Source organism: Clostridium thermobutyricum (assembly GCF_000371465.1).
Lineage (GTDB): Bacteria > Bacillota > Clostridia > Clostridiales > Clostridiaceae > Clostridium > Clostridium thermobutyricum.
The window spans coordinates 1129628-1151438 of sequence record NZ_KB850956.1; the positions used below are offsets into that span (position 1 = coordinate 1129628).

General features: G+C 23.8%; 17 protein-coding genes. All 17 read left to right on the forward strand.

The genetic code is table 11. The annotated features are described in order from the left end of the window. The first annotated feature begins 377 nt into the window (after positions 1-377). The 17 genes from HMPREF1092_RS16450 to HMPREF1092_RS16740 all read left to right on the forward strand — a co-directional run bounded on the left by HMPREF1092_RS16450 (position 378) and on the right by HMPREF1092_RS16740 (position 21763). Positions 378-3245 carry an SIR2 family protein gene (locus HMPREF1092_RS16450; RefSeq protein ID WP_002597583.1) on the forward strand — a complete coding sequence of 956 codons (2868 nt, stop codon included), beginning with the start codon at positions 378-380 and terminating at the stop codon, positions 3243-3245. 423 nt (positions 3246-3668) lie between these two features. Then, positions 3669-5555, forward strand: a complete 1887-nt coding sequence (locus HMPREF1092_RS05225; protein WP_002597584.1) for a molybdopterin-dependent oxidoreductase — start codon at positions 3669-3671, stop codon at positions 5553-5555. Between the two features lie 143 nt (positions 5556-5698). Next, positions 5699-5959 carry a FeoC-like transcriptional regulator gene (locus HMPREF1092_RS05230; RefSeq protein WP_002597585.1) on the forward strand — a complete coding sequence of 87 codons (261 nt, stop codon included), beginning with the start codon at positions 5699-5701 and terminating at the stop codon, positions 5957-5959. A 3-nt stretch (positions 5960-5962) separates the two neighbouring features. Further along, positions 5963-6184, forward strand: coding sequence for a FeoA family protein (locus HMPREF1092_RS05235; RefSeq protein ID WP_002597586.1), 222 nt, complete (start codon positions 5963-5965; stop codon positions 6182-6184). Between the two features lie 53 nt (positions 6185-6237). Further along, positions 6238-8229, forward strand: coding sequence for a ferrous iron transport protein B (feoB, locus tag HMPREF1092_RS05240; protein ID WP_002597587.1), 1992 nt, complete (start codon positions 6238-6240; stop codon positions 8227-8229). Between the two features lie 265 nt (positions 8230-8494). Further along, entirely contained in the window at positions 8495-9889 is a 1395-nt protein-coding gene (locus HMPREF1092_RS05245) for a PTS galactitol transporter subunit IIC (RefSeq protein WP_002597588.1), read from the forward strand. A 288-nt stretch (positions 9890-10177) separates the two neighbouring features. Further along, positions 10178-10495, forward strand: coding sequence for a hypothetical protein (locus tag HMPREF1092_RS05250; protein ID WP_002597589.1), 318 nt, complete (start codon positions 10178-10180; stop codon positions 10493-10495). A 165-nt stretch (positions 10496-10660) separates the two neighbouring features. After that, a complete protein-coding gene (locus tag HMPREF1092_RS05255; RefSeq protein ID WP_002597590.1) occupies positions 10661-11050 on the forward strand; it encodes an ACT domain-containing protein in 390 nt (129 codons plus the stop codon). 164 nt (positions 11051-11214) lie between these two features. Next, positions 11215-11997 (forward strand): SDR family NAD(P)-dependent oxidoreductase, encoded by a 783-nt coding sequence (locus HMPREF1092_RS05260; protein ID WP_002597591.1) that lies wholly within the window; start codon positions 11215-11217, stop codon positions 11995-11997. A 359-nt stretch (positions 11998-12356) separates the two neighbouring features. Then, positions 12357-13706, forward strand: coding sequence for an FAD-binding oxidoreductase (locus HMPREF1092_RS05265; protein WP_002597592.1), 1350 nt, complete (start codon positions 12357-12359; stop codon positions 13704-13706). A 124-nt stretch (positions 13707-13830) separates the two neighbouring features. Beyond that, entirely contained in the window at positions 13831-15210 is a 1380-nt protein-coding gene (gene selA / locus HMPREF1092_RS05270; RefSeq protein ID WP_002597593.1) for an L-seryl-tRNA(Sec) selenium transferase, read from the forward strand. Between the two features lie 15 nt (positions 15211-15225). Then, positions 15226-17121 (forward strand): selenocysteine-specific translation elongation factor, encoded by a 1896-nt coding sequence (gene selB / locus HMPREF1092_RS05275; RefSeq protein ID WP_002597594.1) that lies wholly within the window; start codon positions 15226-15228, stop codon positions 17119-17121. Between the two features lie 30 nt (positions 17122-17151). After that, complete coding sequence (locus tag HMPREF1092_RS05280) at positions 17152-19086, forward strand: FUSC family protein (RefSeq protein WP_002597595.1); 1935 nt, start codon at positions 17152-17154, stop codon at positions 19084-19086. A gap of 56 nt (positions 19087-19142) precedes the next feature. Then, entirely contained in the window at positions 19143-19439 is a 297-nt protein-coding gene (locus HMPREF1092_RS05285) for a metal-sensitive transcriptional regulator (protein ID WP_002597596.1), read from the forward strand. Positions 19440-19598: 159 nt separating this feature from the next. Continuing rightward, positions 19599-20450 carry a DMT family transporter gene (locus tag HMPREF1092_RS05290; RefSeq protein ID WP_278244374.1) on the forward strand — a complete coding sequence of 284 codons (852 nt, stop codon included), beginning with the start codon at positions 19599-19601 and terminating at the stop codon, positions 20448-20450. Positions 20451-20504: 54 nt separating this feature from the next. Then, positions 20505-20699: a hypothetical protein gene (locus HMPREF1092_RS05295; RefSeq protein ID WP_002597598.1), complete on the forward strand. Its 195-nt coding sequence runs from the start codon at positions 20505-20507 to the stop codon at positions 20697-20699. After that, positions 20690-21763, forward strand: coding sequence for an alkaline phosphatase family protein (locus HMPREF1092_RS16740; RefSeq protein WP_081606291.1), 1074 nt, complete (start codon positions 20690-20692; stop codon positions 21761-21763). The genes HMPREF1092_RS05295 and HMPREF1092_RS16740 overlap by 10 nt, the downstream gene beginning before the upstream one ends. The last annotated feature ends 48 nt before the right edge of the window (positions 21764-21811 follow it).

Sequence of the window (21811 nt, forward strand, 5' to 3'; positions counted from 1 at the left end):
AAATGATTTCAAAGTCATAGATTAAATAAGGTGGTTAATATTTCTAAAAAGTTTTTAATTAAAATTTAAATAAATAATATTTAATATAAAAATATCAGATATTGATTATATATTGAGTTTTAAATAATTTTTAGAATTATAATACTAATAAGTTGGAGGGATTATATATGAAATTTTTTATGCCAACAGAAGTTTTGATAGGTAAAATATAGTAAAAGAAAATGGCAAGAGTTTTGGTTTGAAAAAGTTGGGAATAATATGAATAAGAAATAAGTACTTTTTAGATATTAACAATGTAGTATAATGGAATAATAGTTATATTATAGAGAATTGATTAAGATTAGTTAAAGAGAAATTCGATATTTAGGGGGGATATTTTGAAGTTAGATGAAAAAATAAGGTATATTAAGAATGCTAAAGATGAAGATAAACTAATAATATTTGTAGGTGCAGGTATTTCAAAAAATTCTAATTTGCCAGATTGGGATCAATTAATTAAAGTATTTGTTAATAAACTTAATTATCCGATTAATGAAGGAAAAGAATTGTCTTCTGATGATTATCTAAAGATTCCACAGTATTATTATAATATTTTTGGAAATGAAGAGTATAAAAAAGTAATTAGAGAAGAGTTAGATGTTGAAAGACAACCTAATGATATTCATGAGTTGATTTTCAAGTTAAATCCTAAACATATAATAACAACAAACTATGATAGATTATTAGAAAATACAATTATAGAACAAAGAATGTTATTTGATGTTATATCTAAAGATAAAGATTTATTAGATTCTAAAAAGGGTAATTACATTATAAAGATGCATGGGGATATAAAAGAGTTAGATAATATAGTTCTTAAAGAAAATGATTATTTAAATTATTCACAAAATCATATTTTAATTGAAACTTATATCAAATCATTATTAGTTAGTAACACATTTTTATTTATTGGTTATTCATTGAATGATTATAATTTAAAACAAATAATAAGTTGGGTAGATTATTTAGCTAAAAGTTATACTGATATAAGTGATAGGCCTAAAAGTTTTATTATTCAAGAGATTGATGAAACACATAGTGCATTTATAGAAGATTACTATGAAAAAAATAATATATTTATTATTAATCCACAAGAAATAGATAAAGAATATTTGGATAATGTTTCAAATAATTTATCAAATGAATTTGGTCAAAGATTATATGGAACATTAATGTATATAAAAGATTATCCTAATGATATCGTAGATAAGCTATATTATGCAGGAATTAAGCTCGAAAAACTTAGAAGGATTTCTATACATGACCTCTTTAGAATATACAAGTTTAAGAATTCAGAATTACTAGGTGGAAATACGTTGAATTTTTTTAATATTGATGAAAAAGAATATCTTGTTATAAAAGATATTATTAATGAAAAAAGTGAAAAAGAGAAATTTGTTAAATGTATGCTAATTAAAGCAGGTATTAGTTATGTTAATATCCAAATTAATAATGAAAGAGATTGTTATAATTTATTGGATAATTATAATGAGGTAGTGGATGAATTTGATGAGTTAAGTGAATTAGAGATTAAATGTAATTATATAGAGATTGATAAAAAAATTAGCTCAATAAATAATAAAAATACAAAAGCTTTTTATCTATTTAAATTACAAGAGTTTGAAAAGGCAAGAGAATTTTTAGAAGAATTAAAAGATAGTATTTTAAATAATGATATATATGATTTATTATTATTTAAATTTAATCTAGGGTTAATAAATCAGTTGATGTTTCGTGATGATAAAAGTAATTACAATGACTTTAGGTATATATATGAAAATATTGCAAAAAAAAATATGTATGAATTAAATTACTTAAATGATATATTTAATAATAATAAAGCACAGATATTGGAATTATCTAAATTAAAAGATGAACATCTAAAAAAATATTTAAAGTTAGATAATTCAATACTACTTGGAGATGTTCGATATGATTTATATAAAATGATGACAATAGTATATGATTATTATTTTTATATAAGAAAAAATGGGGTATACTTAGATTATTTTAATAATATGAAGAAATTTTTTGAACCATATATAGAAGCGACAATAAGTACTTATTCAGCAAAAACAAAAAGAATTAGAACAAACACAGTATTTCCAGATTATAATAAGTATGATAAATATATATTTAATAGATATGATTTGGATATTATAATTAAATATTCAAGTTATAAAAATATAAAAGATTTACTACAAAAATATGAAATAAAAGAAATACTATATGAAAATGATGTTGACATCGTAGGAATACTAAAAAATCTATGTAAATATATAAAGTTAAGGCCTAATAGATTTAATATACAATATTTAAAGAAAATTTTATTACTATTAACAGTAATAAAATTAGATGAAGAGTATGTGAATAGAGTTGTAGAGGTATTAGAGGATGTATTAATAAATCAAGATGAAAATTTGCATTCACATATTTTTATTGAAATAAATGAAGATCTAAATTGTTTTATTAATAGAAATAGTCAGGTAATAAGTATTAATTCTTTTGAAGTAGTTATTAATAAGTTATTTACTGAAAAAGTATATAAGCAATTGAAAAGAAAGAATGAAACTAGAGCTATATTTAGATTTTTAAGTAGTGTTAATCATTTTTCATATGATTTATATAAGCATAAAATAGATAAGATAATAGATGATAATAATATTAAATATATATCAGGATTAAGTAAGAGTAAGTTACTGTCTAATGAACAAAGAAAAGTGATAAGTAAGAATATGTTAAGTAGTATAGATAATATTAATATATATACATTAATAGATTTTATTTTTGATGATATAATTGAATATAATGAAATTATCGAGGGTAAGATTTTATCTGAAGTAGAGTTACATTTATCTAGTAGAATAAAAAATCCAGGAGTTAGAACTTTTCCTGATAAATTAGAAAGTATATTAGAAAAGATTATAGTATTATTTTTATTAGATAAAGGCGTAAATATATTTAAATTTGAAAAATATATTGAATATAATGACGTACTATATTTTATTATAAATCCAAGTAAGTTTGATTATGAAAAAATAGCATTAGATAATTTTAATTGGATGAATGTTATGAGAGATGAGGAGTATTTAAAAGTAATAATAGATAATGCGAAAGATATTGTAAATAAAAAGTTAAAGTATAATATAGACAATGGTTTTGCAAATAAAGAGCAAACTAGATTATATTATAGATACTTTGAATAAGTAATATATAGGATTTTAAAGGTTGGGCTTTACTAATAGATGCATCTAAAGCTATTTCAATAATGATAAAAAATAAATAGTTAACGGAAGATATAATATTTACACAAAAAAATTAGATGGAATTCCTATTATAGCAGTTCAAACTACTTGTGAAATAGGAATAGAAATAACACAGTATTAAGTTTTAACTGACAATAAGGAGAAAACAAAAAGAAATTTAGGACAAGAATTAAAAAGTTATACAAAAGAATTCTAAAAAATAAGTCTAAACTTAAAAATCATCTAGAAGATATAACAGAAGAAGAAATATATTTAATTTATAAAAATAGTCTTTTATAAATAGAAGGGAAGAGAGAATAAAATATTTTTATTCTCTTTTCTTTTTTGTATAATATTATAAAAGATTAAAAGAGGGGTGGTTATTTGAAAAAATATAGCAGTGCATGTACATTAGATTGTTTTGATTGTTGTAAATTTAATGTTTATAAAAATGAAGATGGAGAAATAAAAATTGAAGGAGATAAAAATCATCCATTTACAAAAGGGATGATATGTAAAAAAGGTCTCTATCATAAAACTTTTTTGAATCATCCTAAAAGAATTAAAAAGCCAATGTTAAAAAAGAATGGTGAATGGACAGAAATATCTTTTGAAGAATGTATAGATATTTTTGTTAGTAAATTAAAAGAATATAAAGAAGAAAATATTCTTTATTATGAACAGTACGGAAATGGTGGAGTTTTAAAGAGTATAGGAGATATTTTCTTTAACTTTTATGGAAGAGCATTAAAACAAAAAGGTGGTCCATGCTGGAGTGCGGGAATAAAGGCACAAAAATTTGATTATGGTATAGCTTTAAGTCATAGCTTAAGTGATATGAAGAATAGTAAAAATATTTTTGTGTGGGGAAAAAATCCAGCAAATACAACAATACATACTCTAAAAGAGATAATAGAAGCTAAAAAAAGTGGAAGTAAAATAATAGTTATAGATCCAATAAAAAATGAGACATCTAAATTTGCCGATATTTATATTAGAGTAAAACCAGGTGGAGATTACTATTTAGCTTTAGCAATGGGAAAAATAATATTAGAGAAAAATTTAGAGGATAAAGAGTTTATAAAAAACAATACAAAATATTTTGAAGGCTATAAAAAATTATTAGAAAAAATATCTATTGAAGAATTATCAAAGAGGTCAGGAGTAAGTATAGAAAATATAAATTTACTAGTAAATCTTTATGTAGAAAAATATTCTTCAATACTTTTAGGATATGGTATTCAAAAATATAAAGTTGGAGGAAAAGCTGTAAGAGCTATTGATGCCCTTTGCGCAATTACTGGACAAATAGGAAAAAGTGGTGGTGGAGTAAGTTATGCAAATAAGCTTTATTCTGGAATATTAAATACAGACCCTTATTCAAGTGAAAAGTTTGCTAAGAATGAAGAATTTTTTGTAAGTGATTTAGAAGATATTATAGAAGAAAAAAATGTTAAAATGGCTGTTATAACTAAAAGTAATCTACTAAACCAGTTGCCAAATTTAAATAAGCTAACTAATTCCTTTAAAAAAATTAATTTTAAAGTTTGTTTTGATATATTTATGACAGATACAGCTAAGCATTGTGACTTATTTATTCCAAGCACAACAACTTTAGAAAGTGAAGATATAATATTTAGTTCTATGACTAACCCATATATTACTTATATAGAGAGAGTAGTTGAACCAGATAATAAGTTTATGGATGAATATTACTTTTTTCAAGAGGTAGCTAAAAGATTAGATATTAAAGATTATCCTTTTCTATCTAAAAGAGAGTATATAGAAAAAATAATAGAAAATTTAGATGAATCTATTGAAGATATAAAAAATGGTTATATAACTAAAGAAATAAGAGTGCCTTGGAGTAGTTTGAAGTTTAAAACGCCTTCTGAAAAATTTGAATTTGGAGAATTTTTTATTTCTGAAGAAAAAGAAGAAAAAGGATTTAATTTATTAACAACTCATACAAAAGATAGTTTGTTTAGTCAACATTTTATAGATGTAGATGAAATAGCAATTTGTTATATAAATTCTTTTGAAATGGAAAAATTAGATTTAAAAGATAATGATATAGTAAAGCTTCAATCTAAAAATGGTGAGATAAAAGTAAAAATACAAAAAGATGATAAAGTTTCTGATAATACAGTTATGATGCATATTGGTTGGTGGGAAAGAAGTGGAAATCCTAATTTTTTAACTAATTCTGATATATCTGATATAGGTGGTCAAATAGCTTATAATGAAACAAAAGTATTTATAAAAAAATAAGAAAGTTAAAAACATAATGTCTTTTAAATCGAGACATTATGTTTTTTTTTATATAAGAAAACAAAAATCAATTGAAAATAACTTGCAATTATAAAAATAGAATGTTAATATAAATTCATAAAAAGTTAAAAAATGGAGGAGAAATGATAAAAAAAATATTAAATGAGTTAAAAAAGAATGGTGATTTTTCTTCTAAAACAATTAGTAGAAATTTAGGTATGCCTAAAGAAATAGTTGATGATATGAAAGATAGACTTATTAAAATGGGATATTTAGAAAAGAAAGAATGTAATGAAAATATGTGCAAAGGATGTTCTTGTGGATGTTCAAGTAGAGAATTAAATAAGAGCTCAGAATGGATAATAACAGAAAAGGGAGAAAAAATTATTAATAGGGGGAAATAGAAAATGACAAGTTTAGATAAGTTATCAATAGGTGATGTTATGACAGTAAGAGAGTTAGAAAAAAATAGTAGGGTGAGAAGAAGACTTTTAGATATGGGTATTACAGTAGGAGCTATGATAAAAGTTAGAGGAAAAGCACCTTTAGGTGATCCAATAGAAATAGGAGTTAGAGGATATAGACTTACTTTAAGAAAAGAAGAAGCAAGTATAGTATTAGGAGAGTAATTTTTTTTGAAATCTTATTGATAATGAGAATCTTTTAAATGAGGGGGATAAAAATGAAAAGTATAGCTTTAGCTGGAAATCCTAATAGTGGGAAAACAAGTTTATTTAATACATTAACAGGGTCAAAACAGCATGTAGGAAATTGGCCTGGGGTAACTGTTGAGAAAAAAGAAGGAATTTTAAAATATAAAGGAATAGATTATAAAATAATAGATTTACCTGGAACATATAGCTTAGGAGCTTATTCAGAAGATGAAATTATAGGAAGAAATTATATTTTAAGTGGTGAATCAGATATAGTAATAAATGTAATAGATAGTACTAATATAGAAAGAAATTTATATTTAACTTTGCAGCTTCTAGAGATGAATATTAAAGTTATATTAGCTTTAAATATGATGGATTTAGCTAAAAATAAAAATATATTTATAGATAAGAAAAAATTATCTAAAGAATTAGGTATTCCAGTAGTAGAAACTATTGCTTTAAATTCAAATGGAGTAAAAGATTTAATAGAAGAGGCAGTAAAGGAAAATATAAATAGAAATCCATTAGATATTTCTTATGGCGAAGATATTGAGAAAGAATTAGAAATTATATCAGAAAAAATAGATATTAATCTTGTATCAAAAAGATGGCTTGCATTAAAATTAATTGAAAATGATAGCTATATAGAAGAAATAACAAAAGTTTCAGAAAATAAAGATTTAAAGAATACTATTGAATCTGCTAAAAAAAGAATTGAAGAAAAGCTAGGATTTGAAGGTGAAATGGAAGTAGTAAATAAAAGATACGATATTATTTCTAATATAATTTCAAAAGCTGTAAAAAGAGAAGAGGAAACAGAATCTTTAAGTGATAAAATAGATAAAATTGTAACAAATAAATATTTAGGATTACCTATATTTGCTGGAGTCATGTTTATTCTTTATCAATTAACTTTCTTTATAGGAGCTGGATTACAAGAATTTGTAGATGAAACTATATCGCAAATAGGAGAAAGGGTAGCTGAATATTTAGGAACTTTAAATACTCCAGAAATTTTTACTAATATTTTTGTAGATGGAGTCTTTGGCGGAGTAGGAGCTGTATTATCATTTTTACCTTTAATTATGACAATGTATTTGTTAATTGGGCTTTTAGAAGATAGTGGATATATGGCTAGAGCAGCTTATGTTATGGATAGACTTATGAGAAAATTAGGACTTCATGGAAAAACTTTTGTATCTATGCTTGTAAGTGTAGGATGTAATGTTCCAGGAATAATGGCAACTAGAACATTAGATAATAAAAAGGATAGAATGATTGCAATATTAATAAATCCATTTGTGTCTTGTGGAGCAAGATTACCTATATATGCTCTTTTTATAAGTGCATTTTTTGAAAAAAATAGAGGATTAATATTATTTAGTATTTATGCACTTGGAATAATTATGGCCCTTATTATGGGAAAACTATTTAGTAAAACATTATTTAAAGGAGAGCCCTCTTATTTTGTTATGGAGCTTCCAAATTATAAAATTCCATCAATAAAAAATGTTTTATTATTAATGTGGGATAAAGCAGGGGCATTTTTAAAGAAGGCGGGAGTTGTAATTTTGCCAATGATGATTGTTTTAGCCTTTTTATCAAATTTCCCAATTTCTATTGAAGGAAGTGAAGTTGATTCTTTATTAGGTTTAATAGGAAGTTTTATAGCACCAATATTTGCACCAGCAGGGTTTGGAACATGGCAAGCTTCAATTGCTCTTATAACAGGAATTTTAGCAAAAGAAACTGTAGTAGGGACTATGGGATTAACTTATGCAGGAGTTGAAGAAGGAGCAACAGTAGTTGCAGCAATTCAAGGTGCATTTACACCATTATCGGCTATGTCATTTATGGTTATGTCACTTTTATATACTCCATGTTTAGTTGCTTTAGGAGCAATAAAAAGAGAAACAAATTCTTGGAAATGGACTTTATTTGCTGGTGGATATACTTTTTTAATAGCATGGATAATGTCAGTTTTAATATATCAAATAGGTTCTTTATTAGGATATTAAGATGTAATTTAAAAATTCTACAACTTTTAAGTTGTAGAATTTTTTTTATAAATAATTATGATTATAAATAAAATAATATGCAATACTAATTAATAAAAATAATTTGTGGATAAAAAATATTGTTTTTAAAATAAAAAAGTGATATTATAAATTATATTTATGAGTAATTCAATCGGAATTAAAAATATAAATTTACAATTTTGTTTTTAGATAAGTTTTACTAAGAAAAAATTATAAAATTAAATTAAACAAAAGAGGAGAAATTATGGTTTTACAAAATATAAAAGAGTTTTTTAGTGTTTTTGGAGCGCCTGTATTTTTGCCAATAGTTATATTTATAATATGTAAGGCACTGAAAATGAATAATAAAAAAGCATTTCTTTCAGGACTTTATGCAGGAGTAGGTTTACAAGGTTTTATGCTTTTAATTGGAGCTTTTACACCAATAATAATGCCTGTAATAAAACAAATGGTTCATTCAACTGGAATTAATTTACCGGTATTAGATTTAGGATGGCAAACAAGTGCGATAATAGCTTATTCAAGTAAAATAGGTCTTATATTTTTTGCTTTTGCAATAATAATACAATTAGTGCTTTTTGCAACTAAATTTACAAATATATTTTTACCATCTGATTTATGGTTAAATTATACATATATGATTTGGGGTTCAATGATGTATATTGGGACAAAAAATATATGGTTATCTATGTTATTTATGATAGTAATTTTATTATATAATATACTTAATATTGAAGTTATTTGTAAGAGATGGTCAAGATATTATAAATATCCTAATTGCACAATTATATCAATGCACAATACAGAAGTAACTTTATTGTTATATGTTTTAGATCCTATATTTAATAAATTAGGAATTAATAAATTAAGATTTCATCCAGATAAGTTAAAAGAAAAGCTTGGAGTTTTTGGAGAAGTTGGAACAATAGGACTTATATTAGGAATATTAATTGGAATATTAGGAAATATAAAAAGATTAGATTCAATGGTAGCGTGGGGACAAATAACTAAATTAGGTATTGTTTTAGCAACACTTATGATGATATTTCCTAAAATTTCACAAATATTTGCTCAAGCATTTGAGCCAATGGCAGATATAGTTAATAAAAGATTAGATAATGAAAAAGAAAAGGGAAGAGAATGGTATATTGGAGTTGATGATGCAACAGGATATGGCGAACCAGCAACTCTTATAACAGGAACTTTATTAATTCCAATAATGATATTTATGGCATTAATACTTCCAGGTAATAAAACATTACCAATGGTAGATTTAATTGCACTTCCATTTATGGTTGAAGCTTTAATTGCAATGACAAAAGGAAATATGATAAAGACAATTATAGTAGGTGGAATATGGTATTCACTTGGGCTTTATATGTGTTCTGCAATTGCTCCAATTTATACTCAAGCAGCCATAGCAGCAGGAATTGCTCTTCCAACTGGAGCTGTTATGATAACAAGTTTCAATATGATGGCACAACCAATAGCTGGTTTAATGTTTTTAGCATTCTTAAGTCAAAATCCAATATTAATTTTAGGAATAATAATTTTATATTTTATACTTCTTATAGTAGTTAAAAAGAATAAAGAAAGAATACACAATTATATAGAAGTTCAAGCAGAAAAAAATATATAGATAAAATAACTAAAAATCTAATTTTGAAATTTAATCAAAATTAGATTTTTAATTTTAGTGACAGCTTTTATTACAATTTCAATTAGGCAAGTTGCATTTATTAGTGTTTCTGATATAACTCTTATAGGTATATTAATACTATTAATAATGGATGGATAAAAAATATTCAAAATAAAGGATATACTAAAATCTATTTTCTATTAAAGAGATTTATATAATTAGTAAGTATATAAAACTAATTATAGTATAAACTATAAAAAGATAAATTGATTTTAGGAGTGGTTTTAAATGATTACAAGGATTTTAAAATTTGAAAAAGAAGAAGTAACTAAGATAAATAATCTTTTTAAAAATAGTAGTATAAGTGATTATACAAATAAAGGAGAAGGCGAAAATATAATTTTAAAAGAATATGAAATTAAAGAAAATGATACTGATATAAAAGTTATTTTTAGAGTATATGTAAAAGATGAGCGTGTAATTAGTTCTTTAGAAATAAGTGAAAATGGAAGTTCAGATTTTGAAGAGATTTCTTATATAGAAGAAAAAAGTTATGATATGAAAGTAAACGGAAATTCAATAAGAATTAAATTTGAAATTGAGTAATAAATAGGCTGTATTTGTTATAAATACAGCTTATTTTTTATTAATTTAAAAGAAAAATTGGTTATATTTTAGAAATAGATTAAATAAAAATTTTATTTAATAAAAAGTGAAAAATTTATATTATAATATTTTTATATGAGAATATTATGGAAGGAATAGATAAAAATGAATAACAAGAAGCTAAGTCTTACTTTATTAAAAGAAAAGTATTGTGTATGTAGATTAAATAAGGATGATGAAATTCCAAGTTGGGTTTTAAAAGGAGAATTTTATTCTATAACAAGAACTGAAGATGAGTTATCAATAGTTTGTGTACAAGATAATTTAAAGAGTAAAATTAAATGTGAAAAAAATTGGAAGATATTAAAGATAGATGGACCATTAGATTTTTCTTTAATAGGAATTCTGTCTAAAATAAGTGTATTAATGGCAGAGAACGAAATAAGTATTTTTGTCGTTTCTACTTATGATACTGATTATATACTTATAAAAGAAAAAAATTTAGAAAAAGCTATAGATATATTAAAAAATGATAATTATAAAGTAATAAGATAATTATAAAAAATAAGTACATTTTAAAAATGTGCTTATTTTTTATTTTTATTATGCAGATATTTATAATATAAAAAATTTATATTAATTTTTTTGAGGTGAATAAATTTATCTTTTAATATGGATTATACTAATAATATATATTTATTTTACAAAGGAGAAATAATATGGATACAGTTCTTATAACAGGTGGAACAAGTGGAATAGGATATGAACTTAGTAAAAGATTTGCAAAAGATAATTTTAATATAATTTTAGTGGCAAGAGATGAAGAGAAATTAAGAGATACTAAAAATAAATTAATAAATATAAATGATAATATAAAAGTTTTTACTATAAAAAAAGATTTATCTAAAATTGGAGCAGGAAAAGAAGTTTATGATGAGGTTAAAACTTTAAACCTTGTTGTAACTCATTTAGTTAATAATGCTGGATTTGGAGCTATGGGAAAATTTAATGAAATTAAATTAGAAAAACAACTTTCAATGATAAGATTAAATATTTCTGTATTAACAGAGATAACATATTATTTTTTAGAAGATATGAAAAAATTAAAGAGAGGAAAAATATTAAATGTAGCTTCTTTGGCTTCATTTACTCCTGGACCATATATGGCAGTTTATTATGCAAGTAAATCTTATGTTCTTTCTTTTTCTCAAGCACTTAAAGAAGAATTAAGATTTTCGGGAATAACTGTAACAGCACTTTGTCCTGGACCAACTAAAAGTGAATTTAGTAAAAGGGCTCATGCTAAAAAATCTATATTATTTGTTATGCCTATGTCAACTAAAAGAGTGGCTAGAATTGGATATTTAGCTATGAAAGCTGGAATTTCATTTATTGTTCCAGGATTAATAAATAATGTTTTTGCCTTATGGCTTAAATTAACGCCATCATTAATAAATTCTCAGTTAGTAAAGATTACATCTATTAAAACCGGAAAAGAATAAGAATATAATAAAATATTATTTAAATAAATAATATTAATAAAAAGGACTTATTTTATGAAAAAAAAGTCCTTTTTATATTATATTTAAAAAAATATGGAATAAAATCTTTCAATAACATTCAATAATCATTCAATAATATTCAAAAATGTGGATAGTAAATACAGAAAAAGGATATATTATGTACAAAAATAATCTAAAAATATATTAATTAATAAATTGACACAGAATAACAAAAAGCTTGATAATTAAAGGTATTTAAGTTTTAAGTAAAGATTTAACATAATAAAGCGTTAAATAAAGTTTTGGTTATAAAATATATCTAGTATAATAGATATAAAAGTTGACAAGAAGGTGATTAAATGAAAAAATTAGATTTTTCTTTTTTAAAAGGAGAAGTATTTTATAAATATACAAATACATATGAAGAAAAAAGAATGGCATGGAACAGAGCTATTGATAAAAAACCTACAGCTATTGCTTATTGCGAAAATATAGAGGATATAAAAGGATGTATAGCATTAGCTAGAAAAGAAGAATTAAGTTTTAGAATAAGATCAGGAGCTCATCATTATGAAGGATTTTCTACAGGAGATAATGTTTTAGTAATTGATGTAAGCAAAATGAATAATATAGATATTGATTTAGAAAAAAACACTGTAACAATAGAAGCTGGTGTTAGAAATAGAGAATTATATGAAGCGATAGGAGAACATGGAATTCCATTTCCAGGAGGAGGATGTCCAACAGTTGGAGTAGTTGGATACACTTTAGGTGGAGGATGGGGATTCTCATGTAGACATTTAGGACTTGGAATTGATAATTTAATTTCGTTAGAAATGATAGATTACAATGGGAATTTACTTTATGTAGATAATAATAAAAATAAAGATTTATTTTGGGCTTTAAAAGGTGCAGGTGCAGGAAATTTTGGAGTTGTAACTTCTATGACTTTCAATCTACCTAAAAAAGAAGAAAAAGGAACTTTAGTTGTTTGTGAAATAAAAAACACAAATTTAGATATATTAAAGAATGTCTTTAAAGCATGGGATAAAAATATTAAATCCCTTGATGAAAGATTGAATATGAAAATAGCTTTTTATAATGATTTAAATAAAGGTATAGGAGTTAAGATAACAGGAATTTTTTATGGAGAAAAAGTAGAAGCTGAAAAAGAAATTAGAAAATTATTGTTAGATTATAATTGGGAATTAGATTTAAGGGAAATGAGAATTTTAGATATAAATAGATGGATACAAGATTCCCATCCAGATTATGAAAAATACAAATCATCAGGAAGATTTGTAAAAGATTATTATGAAGATTTTGAAATAGAAAATATATTAAATATATTAAAAGAAAAAACAGAAGGTTCTGCTTATACAGCAATTTCTCTTTATGGATTAGGAGGAAATGTATTAAAAGGAAATAAAGAAGATTCTGCATTTTTCTATAGAGAATCTAGAGGAATATTAGGATTTCAATCTGTTTGGGAAGAAGATAAATTTGCAAATATAAATAAAAAGTGGATTGTCGAAAACATAAAGATAATAAAAGAATTAACAAAAGGATCTTTTGTAAGTTTTCCTTTAGCAGAGTTATGTAACTATGAAGAAGAATATTTTGGAGAAAATTCTAAAAGATTAAAAGAAATAAAGAAAAAATATGATCCTTTAAATGTGTTTAATTTCGAACAGAGTATAAAATTATAAATGTTAAATTGGGACAATCTAAATTAAAAGATTGTCCTTATTTTATATATAATTTTGTTAAATTTTTATAAAATGTTTGTGATATACTTGATGATAGAAATTATTAATCATAGGGGATAGTAAAATGAAAAAAGATTTATTAAGAGCTTTACCTAAAACAGATAAGCTTTTAGAAGATGAATGTTTAATTGAATTAGTAAATAAGTTTGGAAGAGCGAATGTTTTAATAGAGATAAGAAATGTCTTAGAAAATTATAGAAAAAATATTTTAAATGATAAAGTAAAAACATATATTTCTGATGAAATAATAATAAAAGAAATAATTATTAACATAAATAATAAATATGAATCTACAATAAAAAAAGTTATAAACGGAACTGGAGTTATAATACATACAAATTTAGGGCGTTCTCTTTTAAGTGAGAATGCAATAAAAAATTTAAATAATGTGATGTATAGCTATAATAATTTAGAATATGACATAAAAAAAGGTGAAAGAGGATCAAGATATTCTCATGTCGAAGGATTATTAAAAAATTTAACAGGAGCAGAGGGAGCTTTAGTTGTAAATAATAATGCAGCAGCAGTATTACTTGTTTTAAATGAATTTGCAAAAGAAAAAGAAGTTATAGTTTCAAGAGGTGAATTAGTTGAAATTGGAGGCTCATTTAGAATTCCTGAGGTAATGGAGATGTCAGGAGCTAAATTAAAAGAAGTAGGAACAACTAATAGAACACATAAAAGAGATTATGAAAATTCAATAAATGAAAATACAGCAGCACTTTTAAAAGTGCATAATTCTAATTTTAAGATAGTTGGATTTACTCATGAAGTTTCTTCAAAAGAAATTTCGGAAATTGGAGAAAAAAATAATATTTTAACTATTGAAGATTTAGGAAGTGGAGCATTAATAGATTTAAATGAATTTGGAATTGAAGAGAAAACAGTAAGTGATGTTATAAAATCTGGAATTGATATAGTTACATTTTCAGGAGATAAGCTTTTAGGTGGACCACAAGCAGGAATAATAGTTGGAAAAAAACAATATATAGAGAGATTGAAAAAAAATCAACTTTTAAGAGCATTAAGAGTTGATAAATTTACTCTTGCATCATTAGAGGGAACACTTTTCAGTTACTTAGATAAGAAAAAAGCTATAGAGGAAATTCCTACTTTAAATATGATAAGTATGTCTTTAGAAAAATTAGAGGAAAGAAGTATTAGATTAAAAGAAGTTATTCAAAATGCTAATAAAGACATAGAAGTTAAAATAATTGAAGAAAATGATTATATTGGTGGGGGAACTTTACCTATTCATAAATTAAAAAGCTATGCTATAAGTTTATCTAAAAAAAATACAAATGCTGAAGAAATAGAAAGAAAGCTTAGATTTTATAAAATTCCTATAATAGGGCGAATTCAAAAAAATGAAGTTTTAATACATTTGAGAACTTTAAAACTTGATGATTTTAACATAATTGGTGAAGCTTTAAAGGAAATTTAGAAAGAGGGGATTATAATGAAGCATATAGTATTAGGAACATCAGGACATATTGATCACGGAAAAACATCACTTATAAAATGTCTTACTGGATTTGATACAGATACATTAGAAGAAGAAAAAAGAAGAGGAATAACAATTAATAATGGATATACAAATCTTAAGATAGATGATGAATTAAATATTGGAGTAATTGATGTTCCAGGGCATGAAAAATTTATAAAGAATATGGTAGCGGGAGTATCATCTATAGATTTAGTTCTTTTTGTAATAGGAGCAGATGATGGAATAATGCCACAAACAAAAGAACATTTTAGCATATTAAAAACTTTAGGAGTTAAAAATGGAATAATAGTATTAACTAAAGTAGATTTAGTAGATGATGAATGGATTAACTTTATAATAGATGAAATAAAAGAATTTACTAAAGGTTCTTTTTTAGAAAATGCAAAAATAGTAAAATTCTCTTCTAAAACAGGAGAAGGTTTAGATATTCTTAAAAGCGAAATAAAAAATATTTCTAAAAATATTGAAGAAAAAGATAGAGAGGCCCTTTTTAGAATGGGGATTGACAGAGTTTTCACAATCAAAGGATTTGGCACTGTTGTTACTGGAACTGTTTTGGGTGGGCGTGTTTCTATAGGTGATAATTTAGAATTATATCCTGGAAAAATGAAATGTAAAGTTCGTGGTATACAAATTCATGGAGTAGATAAAATAATTGGAGAAGCTGGAGAAAGATGTGCCATAAACTTAACTGGAATTGAAAAAGAAGATGTTAAGAGAGGACTTATTCTTGGAGAAGTAAATAGAGAAGTTAGTAGTTATATAATAGATGCAAAAATCTATTTATCAGATTACATTGAAAAAAATATAGTTAATAGACAAAGAATAAGACTTAATCACGGAACAAAAGAAGTTATAGGAAGAATAATTTTATTAGATAGAGATGAGCTTAAAAAAGGAGAAGAAGCTTATTGTCAAATAAGATTAGAAGAAGAAATATCATCAAGAAGTGGTGATAAGATAGTTATAAGAAATTATTCACCAATAGAAACATTAGGTGGGGGAAGCGTTTTAGATGCAAAGGCCAATAAATGTAAAAGATTTAAAGAAGAATATATAGAGAATTTAAAGATAAAAGAAAGTGGTAGTTTAAATAAAAAAATAGAAAATTTATTAAAGGATTTAAATACCATAGTTTCTCTTAATGATATAAAAAATGAAATAAATAAAGAGGAAGAAGTTATACTAGATTCATTAAAAGAGTTAGAAGAGGAAAAAAGAATAATATCTTTAGATAATATGTATATTCATAATAGATTTTTATTAGATAAAAGTGAGGAACTAGTACAACTTTTAAATAAATTTCATTTAGAAAATAGTTTAAAAATAGGAATGAAAAAAGAAGAAATAAAATCTAAAATTTTTAATAAAAAAATTAAAAAAGTTTACTTTGAAGAGTTACTAGCATTAATGGAAAAAAGAAGTTATATAAAGATTCAAAATAATTATGTAAGTACATATGATTTTGTTGTTAAGTTAAATTTAGCACAGAAAAATATGAAAAATGAACTTTTAAATTATTTTCTAGAAGATGGATTTAAGACAAGAAAATTAAAAGAAATACTAGATAAGCAAAGAGATAGAAAACTTTGCTTAAGCATATTTGAATATCTTAAAGAAGGAGGTGAGCTTATAGAATTAAGTGAAGAAGTTATTTATACAAAGGTGTATTTAGATAAAGCTTTAGAAGAGGTTAAAAAGTTTTTAGAAAAAAAAACTTATATAAATTTAAGTGATCTAAAAGAAATATTAAATATTCCAAGAAAATATTTAATATCAATATTAGAGTATAGTGATAAAATACTTTTAACAGAAAGAACAGAAGAAGGAAGAAAGCTTTTAGAATAAGCTTTAAAATGACAAAATAGAGGTGCAAAAATGAATAAGAGCTCCGTATTAAGAAATGGTGGAATATTTCTTTTATCAATGACGGCGATATTAATTTCAATATTATTTTTAGGAAAAGACAATTTAATGGTAGGAGCAAACGCAGTATTTATACTTGTTGGTATATTAAATAAAAATTTTTCAAATGCTCCAATAAAAAGTATAATAAAAGTTTCTATACTGATGATGTTTATAGGTGCATTACCGTTTTTTGTTAATATAAATGTGTATTCAGGTTTATTTATTAATTTTATAGGAATTTTTATACTTTTATATGCAATTGTATATAACTTAAATAAATCTATATATTATCCATTTTTATTTGGATATACACTTCTTTTAACAAGTAATGTAGAAGGAAGAGAATTATTATATAGAGTTTTAGCATTAGGATTTTTAGGAATAATAGCAGTTTTATTCCAGCTGTTTTATTCAAAGGTTTGTGAAAAAAATCCTATGAGTGGACTTAAAAGAAGCTTAGACTTTTTAATAACATATATAGATGATAATAATATAAAGAATTCAAATAAAAATTTAGAAGCTTTTAAACAAGTTAATGCTTCTTGGAGTAGAGAACTTTTAGAATATAAAGGAAGAAGTTTCTATTTAAATTATAAAGAAAATCTAGAACTTAACTTAATAGCTCTTTTAGATAAGTTAGAAGATATAAATAGTAAAATAATAAATAAAGACATATATTATAATATAAATAACATAGAAGAAATACATAAAGATTTGAGAGATATATTAAAAAATATAAGAAGTTTTATATATGGAAATATATCTGAAGAAAAATTGGAATATTACATAATTAATTATTTAGAAAAATACAAAGATAAAAATAACATTTATATTTTTGAAATAGCAAGTACAGTAGAAACATTTAAAAAATTAGTAGTAGATCTTTGGCAAATAGAACAAGGTGAATTAAAAGTTAAGAAAAAACTTAGATATAAAGACATAAAAGAAAGTATAAAATTAATAAAAGAAGATTTTAATACTAAATCTGTAAGATTTGTATTTTCATTTAGGACAGCTCTTATTATTTCTATAATTTATTTTATAGTAGAGTACTATCATATAGAATATGGTAAGTGGATAATATTTACTATAGCATCAGTTTCACAACCATATAATGAGACAGTAAGAAATAGGGCAAAAGAAAGAATACTTGGAACTCTTATAGGTGGAGCAATTTATTACATATTATCTTTAATATTTATTCATGAATTTGAAAGAATAATTATTATTTTAATAGCAGTTTATTTATATATTCATTTTAAGAAATATATGCAAAACGTTATTATGATAACAGTTATGTTTTTAGGATTAGCAACAGTTAATATAACTAATGCAACGGTTGCAACAGAATGGAGAATAGTATTTATCCTTATTGGAAGTTTAGTAGTTTTATTAGGAAACAAATATATATTCCCATACAATCTTAAAAAAGAAACAGTTGTTTTATTAGAAAAATATATAAAATGTTGTGATGAAGCTTTTAGAAGTGTTGTAAATATATATAATAATAAAGATGAAAGAGAAAAAATAAAAAATATAATTCTTCATGGAAGAGCTTTAGAAAATAAAATTATTCTAAATAAACTTTTAGTCAATAATAAAGAGATTATGAATTTAATGGATAATGAAAGAATAATAATAAATAGCATACAAAATACTTTTAATTTAGGAGAATATTTTGATATAAGATTAAAGCTAAATGGTAAAATTAGAATGAAGTGTATAAAATCTTTAATAGAAAAGCAAATAAATAAAGAGTATATAAATTTAAATAACTATTTAGAACTTTCAGATAACAATTCAGAAAAGCTTATATATAAAGATATGTATGAAATGGCTAGAGCAAAAAGAGAGATAATTGATATTGAGAAGGATTTAGATATTAAATTAACTTTAAATAAGTAATAAAATAAGGTAAAATTGGAATGGGATAATTTATAAGGGAGGCAAAAGAAAAAGATATGGACGAAAAAAATATAGATTTATATATAAAAGAAAATGAAGCGTTAAGAAAAGATATAATGAATAGATTAAAGAGAATTGAAGGCCAAGTAAAAGGAATTCAAGGAATGATGGAAAAAAATACATGTTGTGGTGATGTCCTTGTTCAAATATCAGCAGTAAGATCAGCCATAAATAATGTTGGAGGACTTATTATAGAAAACTACGCTAGAAATTGCCTTGGTATAGATGAAGGAACAATTGAGCAAGAAAATTTAAAGAAAATGATAAAAACTATAAATAACTTTGTAAAATAATATTTTTATATAAGAGAGATATTAAAAAATTAATTAAAAAGCTACCTTAAAAAGGTAGCTTTTTTAATATTAATGCTTTATTAAAAAGTTTATTTAATAAAAAAGTTATAATATAAAAGTAAGAATGGAGGAGATATTATCGGGAATAAGGAAAAAGGAATATTACTTCTTTTAATTTCATGTTTTTTTGGAGCAATAACAATAACATTAATAACTCTTGGAGGAAATGTTCCTGTTTATGAAAAAAGTTTTTTAAGAAATGTTACTACAATTATAGTTTCTATAATTGTAATAAAGAAAAGTGGAGGAGTATTTTTTGGGCATAAGGGAAGCAGATGGATTTTAATTTTAAGAGCTTTATGTGGTACTTTAGCAGTATGGAGTAGCTATTGGTCTCTTTCCCATATGATGATTGCAAACTCCACAATACTAACTAAAATAAGTCCAATATTTACTGTAATATTTGCAGCAATTTTCTTAAAAGAAAAAATAAAAAAAATACATATTATATCTTTTATAATTGCATTTATTGGAGTTATATTAGTAGTTAAGCCAACAGGAAGTAGTTATGCACTATTGCCTTCATTAGCAGCTATATTATCTGCATTTTTAGGAGCAGGAGTTGCTACTTGTATAAGAACTCTTAGAAAAAAAGAAAATCCAAATACAATAGTTTTCTTTTATGCATTTTTTTCAATGTGTTTATCTGTTCCATTAATGATTATACATTTTCAAATGCCAACAGAATATCAATTAATAGTTCTTCTTTCAGCTGGGATATCATCAACAGTAACACAATTTACTCTTACTTTTGCATATAGATTTGCAGCAGCTAAAGAAATATCTGTTTATAACTATTCAAGTATAATATTTGTTACACTTTTAGGATATGTTATATGGGGAGATATGCCAGATAAACTTGCATTTTTAGGATATGCATTTATAATTGGAGGCGCACTTTTATTATGGTTTGTAAGCAGAAAAGAAACAGTAGAGGAGAAAAGAATATAAATTAAAATTATTGGTATAATAGTATATATTAATTGAAATTATGGTGGTGAAGTAGTGTTAAATAAAAGTTCAATAAATGAAGTTAATAATAGTAAAATAGGTGAATTTACTATTCCTTTATATAATTCATATTGCTTTTCAAATATATTTGGAACTATAAAAAATTTATTTGGATTAGAAGATGAAAAGAGTCTTCCAAAGGATACTATAAAAAAAGGGAAAGAATGCAATAAAGTAATATTTTTTTAGTTGATGCATTTGGATGGAAATTTTATTCTAAATATAAAAATAAATCGAAAGTATTAAGTTTATTTGAGGAAAAAGGTATAGTATCAAAGTTAACAGCACAATTTCCATCTTCAACTTCTGGAGAAATAACGACTGCTTTAACAAATCTTGATGTAAACAATCATGGGATTGGAGATTGGTATTACTATGAGCCAATAGTTGATGATAATATAACTGCATTTCTATTTAAATCTACTTTTTTTAAAGGAAATGAAAATCTAAAAAATTTAGGAATTAAACCAGAAGATTTTCTTCCAAAAGAAAGTTTTTTTAGTGAGCTTTTAGATAATGGAATAAAAACTATAGCATATCAAAATACTAATTTAAATAGTAGTACTTATAGTAAATATATGTTTAGAGATGCAAATTTAAAAAATTTTGATAGCTATAAAGATTTAAGAGAAAAGCTTTTAGAAGATTTAAAGAGAAATAATGAAAAAGAGTATTATTATATTTATCTTCCTAAAATAGACTCTATAGGGCATGAGTTTGGAGATACTTCTAAAAATTTTGGAGAAGAAGTAGAAAACTTTTTAATATTTTTAGATAGCTTTTATGAAGAAATAAAAGACTCTATTGAAAATTCAGTTATGTTGCTTTCAGCAGATCATGGGCAAATAGAAAGTGATTTAGATGATATTATATATTTAAATTTAGAGATAGAAAATATATATAAATATTTAAAAAGAAATAAAAGAGGTGACATATATTCTCCATGTGGATATTATAGAGATGTTTTTTTACATGTTAAAGAAGAATATATAGATGAATTAAAAGAAATATTAAAAAAGCACTTAGAAGGAAAAGCCTTGGTTTTTACAATAGAAGAATGTGAAAAATTAAATATATTTAAGAATTTAACTAAAAAAGCTAAAAAAAGAATTGGTGATATTATAATATTACCATTAAAAAATAAATGTATATGGTTTTATGAAGAGGGAATGTTTAGTGTAAATGTGAAAGGAGTCCATGGAGGACTTAGCAAAGATGAAATGGAAATACCTTTTTTATATATTGATATTTAAAGTCAAAGAAAAATTTCTTTGGCTTTATTTTTTTTCAAAAAATGATAA

Coding starts and splice junctions, on each gene's coding strand:
- HMPREF1092_RS05230 (WP_002597585.1), top strand. CDS start 5,699: ATGATAAAAAAAATATTAAATGAGTTAAAAAAGAATGGTGATTTTTCT.
- HMPREF1092_RS05235 (WP_002597586.1), top strand. CDS start 5,963: ATGACAAGTTTAGATAAGTTATCAATAGGTGATGTTATGACAGTAAGA.
- feoB (WP_002597587.1), top strand. CDS start 6,238: ATGAAAAGTATAGCTTTAGCTGGAAATCCTAATAGTGGGAAAACAAGT.
- HMPREF1092_RS05245 (WP_002597588.1), top strand. CDS start 8,495: ATGGTTTTACAAAATATAAAAGAGTTTTTTAGTGTTTTTGGAGCGCCT.
- HMPREF1092_RS05250 (WP_002597589.1), top strand. CDS start 10,178: ATGATTACAAGGATTTTAAAATTTGAAAAAGAAGAAGTAACTAAGATA.
- HMPREF1092_RS05255 (WP_002597590.1), top strand. CDS start 10,661: ATGAATAACAAGAAGCTAAGTCTTACTTTATTAAAAGAAAAGTATTGT.
- HMPREF1092_RS05260 (WP_002597591.1), top strand. CDS start 11,215: ATGGATACAGTTCTTATAACAGGTGGAACAAGTGGAATAGGATATGAA.
- HMPREF1092_RS05265 (WP_002597592.1), top strand. CDS start 12,357: ATGAAAAAATTAGATTTTTCTTTTTTAAAAGGAGAAGTATTTTATAAA.
- selA (WP_002597593.1), top strand. CDS start 13,831: ATGAAAAAAGATTTATTAAGAGCTTTACCTAAAACAGATAAGCTTTTA.
- selB (WP_002597594.1), top strand. CDS start 15,226: ATGAAGCATATAGTATTAGGAACATCAGGACATATTGATCACGGAAAA.
- HMPREF1092_RS05280 (WP_002597595.1), top strand. CDS start 17,152: ATGAATAAGAGCTCCGTATTAAGAAATGGTGGAATATTTCTTTTATCA.
- HMPREF1092_RS05285 (WP_002597596.1), top strand. CDS start 19,143: ATGGACGAAAAAAATATAGATTTATATATAAAAGAAAATGAAGCGTTA.